Annotated in this window: 14 protein-coding genes; 1 reads left to right on the top strand and 13 read right to left on the bottom strand. The window is 54.0% G+C overall.

Features of this window, described 5'->3' with window-relative positions:
- Positions 1-17: 17 nt before the first annotated feature.
- From dnaB to NOS26_RS05135, 10 genes are all read right to left on the bottom strand, one after another.
- A complete protein-coding gene (gene dnaB / locus NOS26_RS05180; RefSeq protein ID WP_014015701.1) occupies positions 18-1,346 on the bottom strand; it encodes a replicative DNA helicase in 1,329 nt (442 codons plus the stop codon).
- A 1-nt stretch (position 1,347) separates the two neighbouring features.
- On the bottom strand, positions 1,348-3,267 hold the full coding sequence (lonC, locus tag NOS26_RS05175; RefSeq protein ID WP_027895404.1) for a Lon family ATP-dependent protease: 1,920 nt from the start codon (positions 3,265-3,267) through the stop codon (positions 1,348-1,350).
- 22 nt (positions 3,268-3,289) lie between these two features.
- Entirely contained in the window at positions 3,290-3,736 is a 447-nt protein-coding gene (gene rplI / locus NOS26_RS05170; protein WP_014015699.1) for a 50S ribosomal protein L9, read from the bottom strand.
- Complete coding sequence (locus NOS26_RS05165; RefSeq protein ID WP_027895405.1) at positions 3,733-5,748, bottom strand: DHH family phosphoesterase; 2,016 nt, start codon at positions 5,746-5,748, stop codon at positions 3,733-3,735. The genes rplI and NOS26_RS05165 overlap by 4 nt, the downstream gene beginning before the upstream one ends.
- 18 nt (positions 5,749-5,766) lie before the next feature.
- Complete coding sequence (locus NOS26_RS05160; protein ID WP_027895406.1) at positions 5,767-6,723, bottom strand: YybS family protein; 957 nt, start codon at positions 6,721-6,723, stop codon at positions 5,767-5,769.
- Positions 6,724-6,801: 78 nt separating this feature from the next.
- Positions 6,802-8,463, bottom strand: a complete 1,662-nt coding sequence (locus NOS26_RS05155) for a ribonuclease J (protein WP_014015696.1) — start codon at positions 8,461-8,463, stop codon at positions 6,802-6,804.
- Positions 8,464-8,668: 205 nt separating this feature from the next.
- Positions 8,669-9,520, bottom strand: a complete 852-nt coding sequence (locus NOS26_RS05150) for a hypothetical protein (protein WP_027895407.1) — start codon at positions 9,518-9,520, stop codon at positions 8,669-8,671.
- Complete coding sequence (thiD, locus tag NOS26_RS05145; RefSeq protein ID WP_014015694.1) at positions 9,517-10,323, bottom strand: bifunctional hydroxymethylpyrimidine kinase/phosphomethylpyrimidine kinase; 807 nt, start codon at positions 10,321-10,323, stop codon at positions 9,517-9,519. The genes NOS26_RS05150 and thiD overlap by 4 nt, the downstream gene beginning before the upstream one ends.
- A 21-nt stretch (positions 10,324-10,344) precedes the next feature.
- Positions 10,345-10,842: a histidine phosphatase family protein gene (locus tag NOS26_RS05140; protein WP_014015693.1), complete on the bottom strand. Its 498-nt coding sequence runs from the start codon at positions 10,840-10,842 to the stop codon at positions 10,345-10,347.
- Positions 10,843-10,856: 14 nt separating this feature from the next.
- On the bottom strand, positions 10,857-11,159 hold the full coding sequence (locus NOS26_RS05135) for a helix-turn-helix transcriptional regulator (RefSeq protein WP_014015692.1): 303 nt from the start codon (positions 11,157-11,159) through the stop codon (positions 10,857-10,859).
- Between the two features lie 247 nt (positions 11,160-11,406).
- On the opposite strand from NOS26_RS05135, the gene NOS26_RS05130 reads away from it, so the two are divergent.
- Positions 11,407-11,931, top strand: a complete 525-nt coding sequence (locus tag NOS26_RS05130; protein ID WP_014015691.1) for a nitroreductase — start codon at positions 11,407-11,409, stop codon at positions 11,929-11,931.
- Between the two features lie 235 nt (positions 11,932-12,166).
- Here NOS26_RS05130 and NOS26_RS05125 read toward each other — a convergent pair whose 3' ends face one another.
- From NOS26_RS05125 to NOS26_RS05115, 3 genes are read right to left on the bottom strand one after another with little or no spacing between them, the layout of a single operon-like run.
- On the bottom strand, positions 12,167-12,592 hold the full coding sequence (locus NOS26_RS05125; RefSeq protein ID WP_022497564.1) for a Fur family transcriptional regulator: 426 nt from the start codon (positions 12,590-12,592) through the stop codon (positions 12,167-12,169).
- Positions 12,589-13,407 carry a metal ABC transporter permease gene (locus NOS26_RS05120; RefSeq protein WP_014015689.1) on the bottom strand — a complete coding sequence of 273 codons (819 nt, stop codon included), beginning with the start codon at positions 13,405-13,407 and terminating at the stop codon, positions 12,589-12,591. The genes NOS26_RS05125 and NOS26_RS05120 overlap by 4 nt, the downstream gene beginning before the upstream one ends.
- Positions 13,407-14,075, bottom strand: a complete 669-nt coding sequence (locus NOS26_RS05115) for a metal ABC transporter ATP-binding protein (RefSeq protein ID WP_027895410.1) — start codon at positions 14,073-14,075, stop codon at positions 13,407-13,409. The genes NOS26_RS05120 and NOS26_RS05115 overlap by 1 nt, the downstream gene beginning before the upstream one ends.
- Positions 14,076-14,126 lie beyond the last annotated feature (51 nt).

The raw sequence follows: 14,126 nt of genomic DNA, 5'->3' as shown, positions 1-14,126 counted from the left end.
TAAATTAATTTGTCAAACTAGCCTTCATGCTGCGTATCCAGGTTGAGGAACAACGTGAACTCGTTCTTGAAGTACAATTTGACCGACCCGACAGGGCCATTGCGGTGCTTGGCCAGGATGACCTCGGTGATGTGCTGGTTCTCCGTTTCCTTGTCGTAGTAATCTTCGCGATACAAGAAGGAAACGATGTCCGCATCCTGTTCCAGGGCCCCCGATTCGCGGAGGTCACTGAGCATGGGTCGTTTATCCTGCCGGCTTTCGACGCTTCGGCTGAGCTGGGACAAGGCGATGAGCGGCACTTTCAGTTCCCGCGCCAGGGCCTTGAGGGAGCGGGAAATCTCGGAGATTTCCTGCTGCCGGCTTTCGGCATTACGACCCTGCATGAGCTGCAGATAGTCGACGATGATCAGGTCCAGGCCGTGTTCCGATTTGAGGCGCCGCGCCTTCGAGCGCATTTCGGCGACGGAAATGCCCGGCGTATCGTCGATATAAATAGGCGATTCATAGAGCTTGTCGCAGGCATCGGTCAGGCGCGTCCATTCTTCATCGCTGTTGAGCTGGCCTGTGCGCAGTTTCTGCGAATCGATATGGGCAATCTGGCAGAGCAGTCGCTGGACGAGCTGTTCCTGAGACATTTCCAGGGAAAAGAAGGCCACCGTCTTATGCTGGCGGACGCCGACGTTCTGGGCGATGTTCAGGGTAAAGGCCGTCTTGCCCATACTCGGCCGGGCAGCGACCAGGATCAAGTCTGACGGCTGCAAACCCGACGTCATGCGGTCCAGGTCGCGGAATCCCGTCGGCAGGCCCGTCAGGCCCGCTTTATTTTCATAGAGCTTGGTGATTTTATCGAGGGTCGCTTCGACGACGGTCCCGACGGAAGCAAAATCGCCGCGGTTCTTCGTATCCGATAACTGAAGGATACGCCGTTCGGCATCGTCCAGGAGGTCTTCCGTTTTCTTCTCGCCGTCATAGGCTTCTGTCGCCAGCTCGGTACAGGTGGAAATGAGATTCCGGGACAGGGCCTTCTCGACGACGATATTGGCATAGTATTCGGCGTTCGACGCCGTCCCTACCATATTGGGAAGATTCAGGACATAGCCGACGCCGCCGACGTCGTCCATTTTTTTCATGCGGTTCAATTCTTCCGGCAAGGTGATGACGTCGATTTCCTTGTTCTCCCGATGAAGATGTTCCATGGCTTCAAAGATGATGCGATGGGCATCGCGGTAAAAATCCCGGGGCTGGAGCTTTTCCATGGCGACGATGACGGCATCATGGGATAAGAGCATGGCCCCCAGGACGGCCTGTTCTGCTTCTACATTCTGCGGTGGAATCCGCTGTTCCATATTATGATTCCCCCTGTTTGACTAACATCAATTTCAATACATCGTCGATGGTGACGGCATAGTGGATATGGAGACCCAAATGGCGTTCCGGGATGTCGTGGGCATTTTCCTCTGGGATGATGATGCCCTTCATGCCGGCCTGGCGGGCGCCATAAGCCTTTTCAAAGACACCGCCAACGGGCTTGACCTGCCCCTGGATGGAAATTTCTCCGGTCAGGGCCATATCCTGGCGGACCGGCGTCCCCGTAATGGCCGAAATGAGGGCTGTCGTAATGGCACAGCCTGCAGACGGGCCGTCGATATTGCCGCCGCCGATGAAGTTGATGTTGACGTCGTAATCAGACAGTTCCTTCCCCGTCATGCGGCGGACGACAGCGGCGGCGTTGAACATGGAATCCTTGGCCATGGAACCGGCTGTGTCGTTGAACCGGTAGTAGCCCTTCCCCGGCGCCCGTGCCGGGAAAGCGACGGCTTCGATTTCAATGGCCGATCCGAGGTAACCGGCGACGCCGAGACCGAAGACCTTGCCGACGACCGGCGTATCGCTGGCTTTCTCCGTCACGTAAGGCACGAGGCGGCTGATCTGGGCGACGCGGCGGACATGGTCGCAGGTGATGCGCACATGGTCCTTGGACCCCGATTTAAAGACAGCCAGGCCGTAGGTATCGGCCAGGATATTGACAGCCTTCCGGCCTTCAATGGTAAATTCACTGATCATCCTGGCTACACCTTCTTCGAGTTCTGCCCCTAACTGGACAGCGGCGTTGGTCACAATCTGTTCGATATCCGCCGGGACGAGGGGTTCAAAAAAGACTTCCGCACACCGCGACCGGATGGCCGGATTGATTTCCGACGGGTCCCGCGTCGTCGCACCGATGAGGATGAAATCGGCCGGTGCGCCTTCGGCAAAGAGTTTCTTGATATATTTCGGCACATTCGGGTCATCTTCATCGTAATAAGCCGATTCAAAACGGACCCGCTTGTCTTCCATGACCTTGAGCAGCTTGTTGAGCAGCATCGGGTCCATTTCTCCGATTTCATCGATGAACAGGATACCGCCGTGGGCTTCTGTGACCAGGCCCGGTTTCGGTTCCGGTATACCTGTATCGGCCAGATCGCGGCGGGCACCCTGGTAAATCGGATCGTGGACCGAACCGATGAGGGGGTTGGTCATATCCCGCGAATCCCAGCGCAGCGTCGTGCCGTCTGTTTCGACAAAGGGCGCATCGGGACCAAAGGGCGTGAAGGGCAGCTTCTTGGCTTCGTCCAGGACGATGCGGGCAGCCGTCGTCTTGCCGACTCCCGGCGGTCCGTAAAGGAGCAGGTGCTGCGGATAAACCGATGCCAATTTGCTCTGCATGGCTTCGACAGCCCGTTCCTGGCCGACGATGGCGCTGAGGTGCTTGGGACGGACCCGTTCCATGACCGATTCCGTCAGGCTGACTTTTTCCAAGTCGTCCAGTTCCTTGAGTTTCCGTTTGGTCTGCGGCGTTTCTACATCGTGCAGTTCTTCCTTGATGAGTTCCATCTTGATTTCCCGCACGTATTCCTGCTGCTTTTCATCCATGCGCTGGCTGATTTTCTTTTCCAGTCGTTCTTCGACGGCCTGGCGGGCCAGCATTTCAGCCAGGACCATTTCCAGCTCGTTGAGGACGTTGATGACTTCCTCGTCATCAGGCACTTTATCATACGAGACGTCTTCGTAGATCAGGCGCTGCAGGCCGACCAGGCGCTGGCGTGGATCTTCAGAATGGATATACGACAGGGCCGAGTATTTGCTGGCCCGAAGGACCATCTTCTCAGACCCTATAAGACCAGTAAAAGCGCCATAAAGCACGTTGACCTGGCGGCGGAGTTCTTCCTCCGCCGTCGGTTCGAGGTACTTATGGCGCTGTAATAATTTGTCCAATAATTCTTTCATTGTATCCCCTTATGGCTTATGATCAGCCTTCTACAACGTGTATTTTGATGACACTGGTAATCGTCGGATGGACGCGGATGGTAACATCATAATCGCCGAGCGATTTAATCGGATCCTTGATCTCTACCTTCTTCTTGTCCAAATCGATGTCATACTGGGCCTTCGCAGCTTCGCTGATGTTCTTACCCGTAATGGCACCGAAGACTTTGCCGCCTTCGCCGACTTTGACGGGAATGGTGAGTTCAACTTTTTTCAGCTGGCTGGCCAGGATGACAGCTTCATCCGAAGCGACCTGGGCTTTATGCTTGGCAGCGGCTTTCTTCTGTTTGGCATCATTGAGGTTTTCCGACGTGCCCGGAGCAGCTAACTTGCGGGGCAGGAGGAAATTGCGGCCATAGCCTTCCGATACTTCGATGATATCCCCTTTTTTACCGAGTTTCTTTACATCCTGTAATAAGATTACTTTCATTTTTCATCAATCTCCTTATCTTTGTCTATGATTTCATGGAGCGCTGCCATGACGTCCCCCTGGGCTTCCGCCAGGGTACGGCCACGGAGCTGGGCACCGGCCACCGTGCGATGACCGCCGCCGCCCAGGGCTTCCATGACTAATTGCACATTGATTTCGCCCTTGGAGCGGGCACTGACGCCGATGCAGTCATCGGCGAGATAATAGAAGGTGAAGCTGGCTTCGACATGGTCGATGTTGATCAGCATATCCGCGACCTGAGCGGCAATGATTGTAGCATTTTGCTGTCCCTTGGGACAGCTGGCCATGGCGACACCGTCGCTGATCTGGGCGCCCGACAAAATAGCGGCCCTGTCCTTGACCGTATCGAAATCGCAGCTGAACAGTTCGCGGACGATATCGGGATCGGCCCCGCAGCGGCGCAGGTACGACGCGGCATCAAAGGTGCGAACGCCGGTCTGGACAGCGAAGTTCTTAGTGTCGACGATGATGCCGGCATAGAGGGCTGTCGCCTCTATCTTAGACAATTCTACATCTTCCTGGAAATACTGCAAGAGTTCCGTGACCAATTCACTCGTCGAAGAGCTCGACGTTTCCGTATAGGTCAGCAGGGGCTTCTTGATGAAGTCCGAACTGCGGCGGTGATGGTCGATGACGACGCGGCGGTCCGTTTCTTCCAGCAAGGCCGGCGCAACGGTCATGTCCGGGCGATGGGTATCGACGATGAACAGCAGAGTCTGGCTGTTGCAGATGTTCTCGGCCGTCTCTGCCGAAATGAGCAGGTCCTTGAAGTCCGGATTGTCCATGATCTGGTTTTCCAGGCGCCGGATGGCATCGGTCTGGTTGCTGACGACGACGTGTACCGGCTTGCCTGCCAGACGTGCCATGTGGGCCACGCCGACGGCAGCACCGATGCTGTCGTAATCTTCCCGTTCATGGCCCATGACCAGGACCATGTCGCACGTATCGATGAGTTCGTGAATCGCCTGGGCGACGACGCGGGCCCGGACGCGGGTGTTCTTTTCGACGCAGCGCGTCTTGCCGCCATAAAAATGAGGCGACCCGTCTTCTTCATAGACGACGACCTGGTCGCCGCCGCGGCCCAGAGCCAGGTCGAGGCCAGCCCGGGCTTTCGTAGCCAGTTCACTGAAATTGGCCTTACCGGCTGCAATGACTTCGCTCGGGAAGAGGGCAATGCCCATACTGAGCGTCACGGGGATGCGGTTGACCGTATGGATGGAACGTATCTTTTCCAGGAAAGAAAAATTGTCTTCCTTATAATATTCCAACGTGTCCCGGCTCATGCAGGCAATATATTTTTCATTGCCATAAGCCCAGATGAAGCAATTATGGCCGGATAGTTCGCCGATGAGGCAGTTGTTGACGTTGGTCACCAGCGTAGCCCGCTGGACGGCCGTCATCCCCTTGGCCACTTCTTCCAGGTTGTCGATCTCGATATCGCAGAAAACAGGGACAGCCGCCAGGGAATTTAGCTTCTGCCGTTCCGTATCGGTAATATCTTCAAAATAAAGGATGAGGTAATTGTCATCATCAGCCGCTTCGGTCTGCAAATACTTGTAAACGACGCGGTAATAGCGTTCACCGATGTGTTCAAAGAAATACCCCGATTTTCCCCAAAACTTATCGACTTTCAAGTTCGGCATGATATGATCCAACTGCTGGTCGTTGTCGATGTCGCCGACCCAGTCGCGGAAAACACTGTTAGCCCAGCACAAATTGGACTGCATGTCGATGATGGCAATGCCAATAGGTAAATTCTGCACGGCATACGTCGAAGCCTGATCGACGCTCTTTGAGATAGCATCGAAGAACTGGCTGATTTCCCGGTTGCGTTCGTTATGGTTCTTGCGGGTCAGGACATAGGCTCCGCCAATGAGGATCAGCGCCAATAAGGCGATGACCCAATTATATACGGCAATGATGATAAGCAGCAAGACCGTAATCAGGAAGAATGGCTCTTCCGACCGCCTTGACAGCAATGTTTTAAACATGGTTCCGCCCCCTGCGTACTAAAGCGTACGACCTTTTTTTCTATAATTCGTGAGCATGTCGAAGATGCCGGCTAAAAAGGCAGCATACGAAAAAACAGGCATGACAAAAAATGAGATGAGGATCAGGGCCTGAAGGCCATTCCCTAAATGGAAACGGCGGCTGAGGAGATAAAAGACAAAGGCAATCCCCTGGATACAGATGAAGAAGAAGGCAATCTGATTGAGATTCATGCCGATGATATTGAGCCAGACAATATCCCGCGTCACTCCCCAGTATTTCATGACCAAGGCCAATATATATAAGTATATCATACTGCGGGGGATTTCCCAATAACGGATAGGTAAAAAAGCCTTAAGCGAGAAGCCGAGCCGGCGCAGGACGACCTGGGAAACCTTGATGTTCGCATAGGCGATAATGGCTGTCCCCAGGCATAGGAACATAGGCAGCAGAGACGGCAGCATCTCCCGGACCTGGTTGAGCTGGGCCCGCGTTTCGGCCAGTTTGACATCGGACATGCCCTGCTGCTGGTACTGGGCCATCATATTGTCCATGAACTGCGTAAAGAAGTCATTCATCTGGGTGAAGAGATTGACATCCAGGACGACATAGGACAAGAGTGTGATGACGACGAAGACGGCGACCAGGGCCGCCGTGACGGTTCCCAATAAGCGCACAGCCGACCATTCATAGCGGAAGCCCGCCCCCAAGGTCAGGCCGACAGCCCCAAAACTCAGGAACTGGACCAGCGCTGTCACCGGATCGATGAACAGCCCCATGAGGAAGCCCACAGTCACGCCCAGGAGCAAGGCCTGGCGCAGGCCGTATTTCATGAAAATGATGACCATGGGAATGGGCATGATGAAATAACCAATAAAAGAAAAAATCGGCACGTATGTACTGAGAAGCGCAAAGACCAGCATAATGGCGGCAAAACAGCCGGCCGTCGTCAGCGGTGTGACACGCCTCTGCTCCATAACAGTTCCCCCTTTCACCGGGACTGAGAAACAGCGGAGGCATGAGATGCCTCCGCTGTCACAGTAAAGAATATCAAATTATACTTCCATAATAATCGGCAAGATCATCGGACGGCGCCGTGTCTTTTCATACAAGTAGCGGCTCAGCGTATCGCGGACCTGGGACTTGATGACAGCCCATTCGCGGATATTGCCGGCTTCGCAGCGTTCGAGGACAGCGGCGACGCGGTCATGCGCTTCGCGAATCAATTCTTCCGAATCGCGGACATAGACGAAGCCGCGGGAAACGATATCCGGCCCGGCCAGGGGATGGCTCGTCCCTTTGGCCAGAGTCATGACGACGATGACGACCCCTTCCATAGCCAGCTGCTGGCGGTCACGGATGACGATGTTGCCGACATCGCCGACGCCGAGGCCGTCGACGAAGACGCGGCCGGCATTGACATGGCCGGTCTTATGGCCGGAACGGTTCGAGAACTCAAAGATCTGGCCGTTGTCGCCGATGAGGACGTGGTCCTTGGCGACGCCCATCATGACGGCCAGGTCACCGTGGGTCTTGAGCATACGGTATTCGCCGTGGACAGGGATGAAATACTTCGGCTTGATCAGTTCCAGCATGAGTTTCAATTCTTCCTGGCTGGCATGGCCCGATACGTGGATTTTCTTATCCCGGCCGGCGATGACGTTGGCACCGAGGCGCATGAGGTTATCGATGGTGCGGCCGACGCCGGTTTCATTGCCCGGGATCGGCGTTGCCGAAATGATGACCGTATCGCCAGGCATGATGCTGACACTGCGGTGATTGTTAGAAGCCATGCGCGACAAGCCGGCCATCGGTTCGCCCTGACTGCCCGTCGTCAGGATGAGGATCTGATCGTCAGGATAACGGTTCAGTTCATCCGGTTCGATGAGGACCCCTTCGGGGACATCGAGATAGCCCAGTTCGATAGCAATCTGGACGTTATTGACCATGCTCCGTCCGAGGACAGTGACTTTGCGTTTGAACTGCACAGCCGTATTGATAGCCTGTTGGATACGGGAAATATTCGAGGCGAATGTCGCCAAAATAATACGGCCTTTGGCAGCGCGGAAGGCTTTACGGAAGGCATGACCGACGGTCGTTTCCGATTCGGTATAGCCAGCCCGTTCCGCATTGGTGCTGTCCGACATGAGGAGCAGGACGCCGCGGCGGCCTAATTCCGCAAATTTATGGATGTCCATCTGCCGGCCATCGACAGGGGTCAGATCCATCTTGAAGTCGCCTGTATGGACGATGGTTCCGACAGGCGTACGGAAATAGAGGGCACTGGCGTCGGGGATAGAGTGATTCGTATGGATAAAGCCGACTTTCATGCAGCCAATCTGTACTTCATCACCGTGATGCACTTCGTTCAGTGTATAGTTCGTAATGTGGTTTTCTTTCAGTTTCCCTTCAATGAGGCCGCATACGAGTTTCGTCGCGTATACGGGCACATTTACTTCATTGAGCAAGTAGGACAAACCGCCGATATGGTCTTCATGGCCGTGCGTGATGACGACGGCCCGTACTTTGTCCCGGTTTTCAATCAAGTAACTCATGTCCGGGATGACGAGGTCGATACCGAACATGTCATCATCCGGGAAGGCCAGGCCGGCGTCGATGACGATGATGTCATTTCCGTACTGGATGACCGTCATATTCTTGCCGATTTCACCTAAACCACCTAAGGGAATTACCATGAGTTTTTCTTTTTTAGCCAAAATATACCTCCTAAAAATAAATATAGTTGTATCCGTTCCAACCGGAGCCCAGCGCACCAGGCTACAGGTCTATCCGATATTAAGATATAACGAACAGTAATGGAAATTTGTTCCTTCTCTCATATTTTCCGTTATTTCCGGGACTCTGTCAATAATCTATTCTCTTTTTTTGTGAAAAGTCTTACTTTTCATAAAAATTTTACATTTATTTAGCCGCTTTGATGACTTTTTCCGGTACCGTCAGCGTCGTACCCTGAGGCAGGGCCGTGCAATCGATGGTCAGGCTGACTTCGCTCAGCTTGATGAATGACTGGGCTACGGCCTTGTCGGCGTCGCTGCGGCCATATTCATCGACCAGGGTCAGGGCCAGGCTGCGCAGCTGGTCCGTCAAGGGCAGAGAGATGCGGGAAATGCGTTTCGTCGCCGGATCGATGGTCACGACAGTCGACAAATCGCCGCACTGCTGCAAGCCCTGGAGGACTTTAGCGGTAACGCGGATCTGTTCGTCGGTCATGCCATTTTTCTTCCATAAAGCCTGGTCGGCCGGACTGTAGATGTGCGCTGCATCGAAGACGACGTTATAGTCATTGCCGCCGGCAGCGGTGACGGTTTTCACGCCGGCCAGGACATTATGACTGGCTGTCAGATAATCGGCCAGAGGCTTGCTGTCTTTCAAGTCATAGCTTTTCTTTTCCCAAGACTTGTCATCGCCTTCATGATTGTAATAGACGTCGAGCTTCTTTCCATTCTGCACGGCATAGGCCTTCCCTTCCGGCGCCTTTTGCAGGGTCGTCGCAGCAAAGCCCGTCGTCTTGGCCTGGGACTGGATGACGAAAGGCCGTTCCTGGACGTCGATATTGTTGACAATGGCGCCTTCACCGATAAACGGCATCTTGAGGCCTAATTTCAGCGTATAGGACCCCTGCGGATGGGCTGCCATATTGCGGGCCGCTTCTTCATACGTCGCCTGCGGCGAAGCAGCCAGTGCCATACCGCTGATGGAGGCCGCTGCCACGACCAGGCAGCACAGTTTCTTCCAAGAATGTGTCAATTTCATTTCGTCCACCCTGCTTTCTTATATAATTCATAAAAGTGATGAATCGGGCCATGGCCCTTGCCAATGGGTTCGGCATGGGCAATTCCTTCAAAGACGTACTCTTTCGCCGCGCCGACAGCCTCGGGCAGGCTCAGGCCGTTGGCCAGGTTCGACGCGATGGCACTCGATAAAGAGCAGCCCGTACCGTGAGTACTCGTGCTTTCCAGGCGCTGTCCCTTATAATAATGAAAATCATGGCCGTCGAAGAGGATGTCCGTCGCATCGGCAATGCGATGGCCGCCCTTGACCAGGACCGCTTTGGCGCCCATGGCAGCAATGGCTTTGGCTGCCTCTTCCATATCATGCAGACTTTCAATGGATTTCCCTGTCAGCACTTCCGCTTCCGGCAAGTTCGGCGTCAGGACATCGGCCAAGGGAAGGAGGACTTCCTTCAGTGTCTGTTCGGCTTCCGGCACCAGCAGGCGATGGCCGCTGGTAGCCACCATGACCGGATCGATGACGACGTACGGCGGCTGGTACTGCTTCAACTTATCGGCGATGACGCGGATCGTTTCCGGTACGCTGACCATACCGATTTTGACGGCATCGACGTCGATATCTTCAAAGACCGCATCGATCTGCGAAGCGATGAGTTCCGGCGTGACGTCCATATACCCGCGCACGCCCTGGGTATTCTGGGATACGACAGCCGTAATGACATTCAGGGCAAAACAACCGTGAGCGCAAAAAGTCTTACAATCCGCTGCGGCGCCGGCTCCGCCAGAAGGATCCGTCCCGGCAATGGATAATACATGTTTCATCATGAATAAAACCTCCAACTCTGTTTATTCTTTATAAGAAGGACCCAAGAATTTCAAGGCCTTCGGATGAGCGTAAAAAAGAAGCGATGCCGAACCGATGCGGCCGCCGTGAACGTCGAAGTCGAACAGGGCCATGCTGCCCGGCTTGAAATCGACAGCCGTCCCCGTCCAGGCCTGGGCCCAGCGGTCGAGGAAAGGCGAATGGCCGATGAGGCATACGACGTCGGCTGTTTCCCGGCTCAATATCTCGTCGTAGACAGCCACTAAGTCCCCGGAAGCGATGGCCTTATGGGTATGGAACTGCTCGATAGGCAGATATTTCTCTAAATAAGAAGCCGTCTGGCACGTCCGCACGTACGGGCTGACCCACAGGGCCGTCTTGCCCGACGGCCACCAGGAGGCTGCCCATTTTGCCATGGACGAAGCCTGGTTACATCCTTTTTCAGTCAATTCACGCAGTTTATCCGGTTGATGCAGTTCAAAAGGCTGCGCCTTCCCATGGCGCATTAAACAAACGTACATAAACGACTCCCCCTTTATTCAGCAACGTGTTCCAGGCCGACGTCAAGCAATGTAAAGACATGGGCATCGGCCAGCGAATAGTATACCGTCTTGCCATCGCGGCGGAACTGGACCAGCCGGGCATCACGCAGGATGCGCAGCTGATGGGATACGGCAGACTGGCCCATGCCGAGCTCATCGGCAATATCCCGGACACAGACTTCCTGATTCATGAGGACGCGCAGGATGCGCAGCCGCGTCGGATCCCCGAGGACCTTGAAGACATCAGCCAATGGCTGGATATACTGTTGTGAAAGTTCCGGTGCTTGTCGTTTCAATGCTATCGCTCCTAATGCTGTATATCACTATCTTAATCGTTTTATTATAGCACACTTTTCACATCTCCTGCTAGAGGGTCGGGCACCAGGCAGGCCGAAGGCACGGAGATAGAAAACAAATTGCAAAGGAATTATAAAAAGTCCTAAAAAGGCGTGAAATGTCCTGACAAAAGCCTTTTTCCTCAGGCACAAATACTCTATAATATAACAAAAGTGCAACAAAATATATTTCTTAGGAGTGAATATCATGAATGAAACCATCCATACCCTCATCACGCGGCGCAGTGTCCGCAAGTACAAAAAAGCCCAGATCAGCGACGAAGATTTATACTTGATCCTCCAGGCTGGCACGTATGCCGCCAGCGGCCACGGTCTCCAGCCCTGCACCATCGTCGTCATCCAGGACACGGATACCCTGGCCCGCCTGAGTGCCCTCAATGCCAAAATCATGGGCACGACGAGTGACCCCATGTACGGCGCACCGACGGTCCTCCTGGTTCTGGCCGACATGGAAAAATCCCCCAATGCCTGGTCCGATGGCTGTCTCATCCTGGGCAACCTAATGAACGCCGCTGCATCCCTGCACCTCGGCTCATGCTGGATCAACCGGGCCAAAGAAGAATTCGAAACGCCCGAAGGGAAAGCCCTCCTCAAAGAATGGGGCCTGCCGGAACACCTCGTCGGCGTCGGCCACTGCATCGTCGGCTATGGCGACGGGCCGGAACCGGCTGCCGCTCCGCGGAAACCAGATTTCATCAAATTTGTTAAATAAATAGTGGCTCGTATGGGCGCCCCGTGGGCGCTTGCAGGCCGCAGTTCGCTGGCCGCAGTTCGTGGCTCTCCTCATAGGAGAGCTGTCAGCAAAGCTGACTGAGAGATTGCTTTTTCCAGCTACTAGAAAAGGGACTACTGTATGAAGGCTTATACCATCATGCGTAGTCCCTTTTACGTCGTAAGGGGCGCCACCAGCCACTAGCCAATAGCCACTAGCCACTAGCCACTAGCAATTATCTCCCCTTCTTACATTCCGGACAGTAGCCGTAGAGTTCCAAGTTATGGCCTACGATATCGAACTGGGTCTTTTGGGCCACTTCTTTTTCATAGTCGCTGAGCGGGCAATGGGACAGGTCCACGACTTTATGGCAATGTAAACAAATCAATCGGTGTGTATGGCCGGGACGACAGAGCGAAAAGCCGTATTTTCCTTCATCGGGAAGGAAAATCTTTTCTGTCAGCTTACGTTCTGTAAACATTTCCAGGATGCGGTAAACGGTGGAAAAATTGACTTTACAGCCTTGTTCTAACAAAGCTGCATACACGGCTTCGACCGTAATGACACGGGTATTCCGGCTGAGGATGGCCAGGACGCCATTGCGGGCCTTGGTACTCTTCAGGCCGTGGGCACGTAAACAATCTTTATAATCGTCAGTCATGGACGGCGCCTCTTTTCTTGCAGGGAAAAGACACATTCTTTATAGACGATGACCAAAAGCAGCATAGCCACTGACGTCAAGGCCGTAACCCCGCCCGGAGCGGCATCGATATAATAGGACAACAGGAGTCCCGACAGGATATCGATGAAGCTGAAGACGACGGAGTAAATGAGCGTCCGCCGGAAGCCTTTGCGCAGCTGCAGGGCCGTCGCCACGGGCAGGGCGATGAGGGAGCTGATGACCAGGATGCCGACGATGCGGATGGAAACAGATATCGTCGCCGCTACCAGGACGGCAAAGACGTAATTGATGAGCTTGCTGCGGACGCCGGCAATCTGGGCGCCGTCTTCGTCAAAAGTCAGCATGACCAATTGAGGGTAGAGTTTGGCAATGACGGCCAGGGAAATGACGCTGAGGGCGACGACAGAATAGACATCGCCTGTCGATACAGTCAGGATACTGCCGAACAAGAAGGATTCCACGTTCGTATGGACCAGGCCGGCACTGATGATGGTAATGGCGATGCCCACGGAGAGCGATAAAATAATGACCAGGATGAGCTCGGCATAACGACGGAAACGGCGGCGCAGGACTTCGATGAGGATGCCGAAAAAGCTGGTCAGGCCAAAGGCACTGAGGACCGGGTTCCAGTCAAAGAGGAGGCCTACGGCGACCCCAGCCAGGGATGCATGGGATAAGGCGTCGCCGATCATGGAATAGCGGCGCAGGACCAGAAAGATGCCGATGAGCGGGCAGACGATGGAGATGAGCAGGGCTACGATGAAAGCATTCTGCATAAAGGCATATTCAAACATTACTGATTCCCTCCCATCGTGGCCGATACGTATTCATCGAGGTAGGCCTTAGGCGAGCAGAAATGACCGCGGCCGCCGACGACGTGGAACATCTTCGTCGAATTGCGGACGGCGAATTTCAGATTGTGTTCAACCGTAATGACCGTAACGCCTTTATTTTCATTTAAATCCTTAATAAAAGGGTAGAGTTCTTCCTGGCTGCGGACATCGATACCCGTCGACGGTTCATCGAAGATGAGCAGGTCCGGATGCCCCATGAGGGCCCGGGCGATGAGGACCTTCTGGCACTGGCCGCCGGACAAATTACCGATGAGCTGGTCTTTCAGGGAATAGACATTCATCTGCTCCAGGCAGTCCCGGATGATTTCTTTATGCTTCAAGTGCAGTACCTGGCGGTAGCAGTTGAGGACTTCCCAGACGGTAATCGGGAACTGGCTGTTCAGCGTCTCGAAACGCTGCGGCACATAGGCCCGGTGACGATAGGTATTGGAAATAGACCCGCGGCTCGGCGACAATAAACCCAGGATGAGCTTGATGAGCGTACTCTTGCCGCTGCCATTTTCACCGACAACGGAAATATAATCGCCGTCACGGATGGTCATATTGACATCTTCCAATAAGTATTGACCGTGTTCATAGGCGAAATAAACGTGCTGTAAATCAATCATAGTGTTCCTCCCTTGTCGTACATCGAGATTTTATTATAGCCCTGTATAAAC

The sequence above is a fragment of the Megasphaera sp. SC8-1 genome (assembly GCF_024436295.1).
GTDB lineage: Bacteria > Bacillota > Negativicutes > Veillonellales > Megasphaeraceae > Megasphaera > Megasphaera elsdenii.
The sequence above is the reverse complement of the archived record's forward strand: the minus strand, read 5'-3'. Positions and strand labels throughout refer to the sequence as shown.

What these genes read in the sequence shown, in the direction of transcription:
- NOS26_RS05160 (WP_027895406.1), bottom strand. Translation starts at nt 6,723, where the DNA reads ATGGAGCAGAGGCGTGTCACACCGCTGACGACGGCCGGCTGTTTTGCC.
- NOS26_RS05120 (WP_014015689.1), bottom strand. Translation starts at nt 13,407, where the DNA reads ATGTTTGAATATGCCTTTATGCAGAATGCTTTCATCGTAGCCCTGCTC.
- rplI (WP_014015699.1), bottom strand. Translation starts at nt 3,736, where the DNA reads ATGAAAGTAATCTTATTACAGGATGTAAAGAAACTCGGTAAAAAAGGG.
- NOS26_RS05165 (WP_027895405.1), bottom strand. Translation starts at nt 5,748, where the DNA reads ATGTTTAAAACATTGCTGTCAAGGCGGTCGGAAGAGCCATTCTTCCTG.
- lonC (WP_027895404.1), bottom strand. Translation starts at nt 3,267, where the DNA reads ATGAAAGAATTATTGGACAAATTATTACAGCGCCATAAGTACCTCGAA.
- NOS26_RS05125 (WP_022497564.1), bottom strand. Translation starts at nt 12,592, where the DNA reads ATGACTGACGATTATAAAGATTGTTTACGTGCCCACGGCCTGAAGAGT.
- NOS26_RS05140 (WP_014015693.1), bottom strand. Translation starts at nt 10,842, where the DNA reads ATGTACGTTTGTTTAATGCGCCATGGGAAGGCGCAGCCTTTTGAACTG.
- thiD (WP_014015694.1), bottom strand. Translation starts at nt 10,323, where the DNA reads ATGATGAAACATGTATTATCCATTGCCGGGACGGATCCTTCTGGCGGA.
- dnaB (WP_014015701.1), bottom strand. Translation starts at nt 1,346, where the DNA reads ATGGAACAGCGGATTCCACCGCAGAATGTAGAAGCAGAACAGGCCGTC.
- NOS26_RS05115 (WP_027895410.1), bottom strand. Translation starts at nt 14,075, where the DNA reads ATGATTGATTTACAGCACGTTTATTTCGCCTATGAACACGGTCAATAC.
- NOS26_RS05130 (WP_014015691.1), top strand. Translation starts at nt 11,407, where the DNA reads ATGAATGAAACCATCCATACCCTCATCACGCGGCGCAGTGTCCGCAAG.
- NOS26_RS05150 (WP_027895407.1), bottom strand. Translation starts at nt 9,520, where the DNA reads ATGAAATTGACACATTCTTGGAAGAAACTGTGCTGCCTGGTCGTGGCA.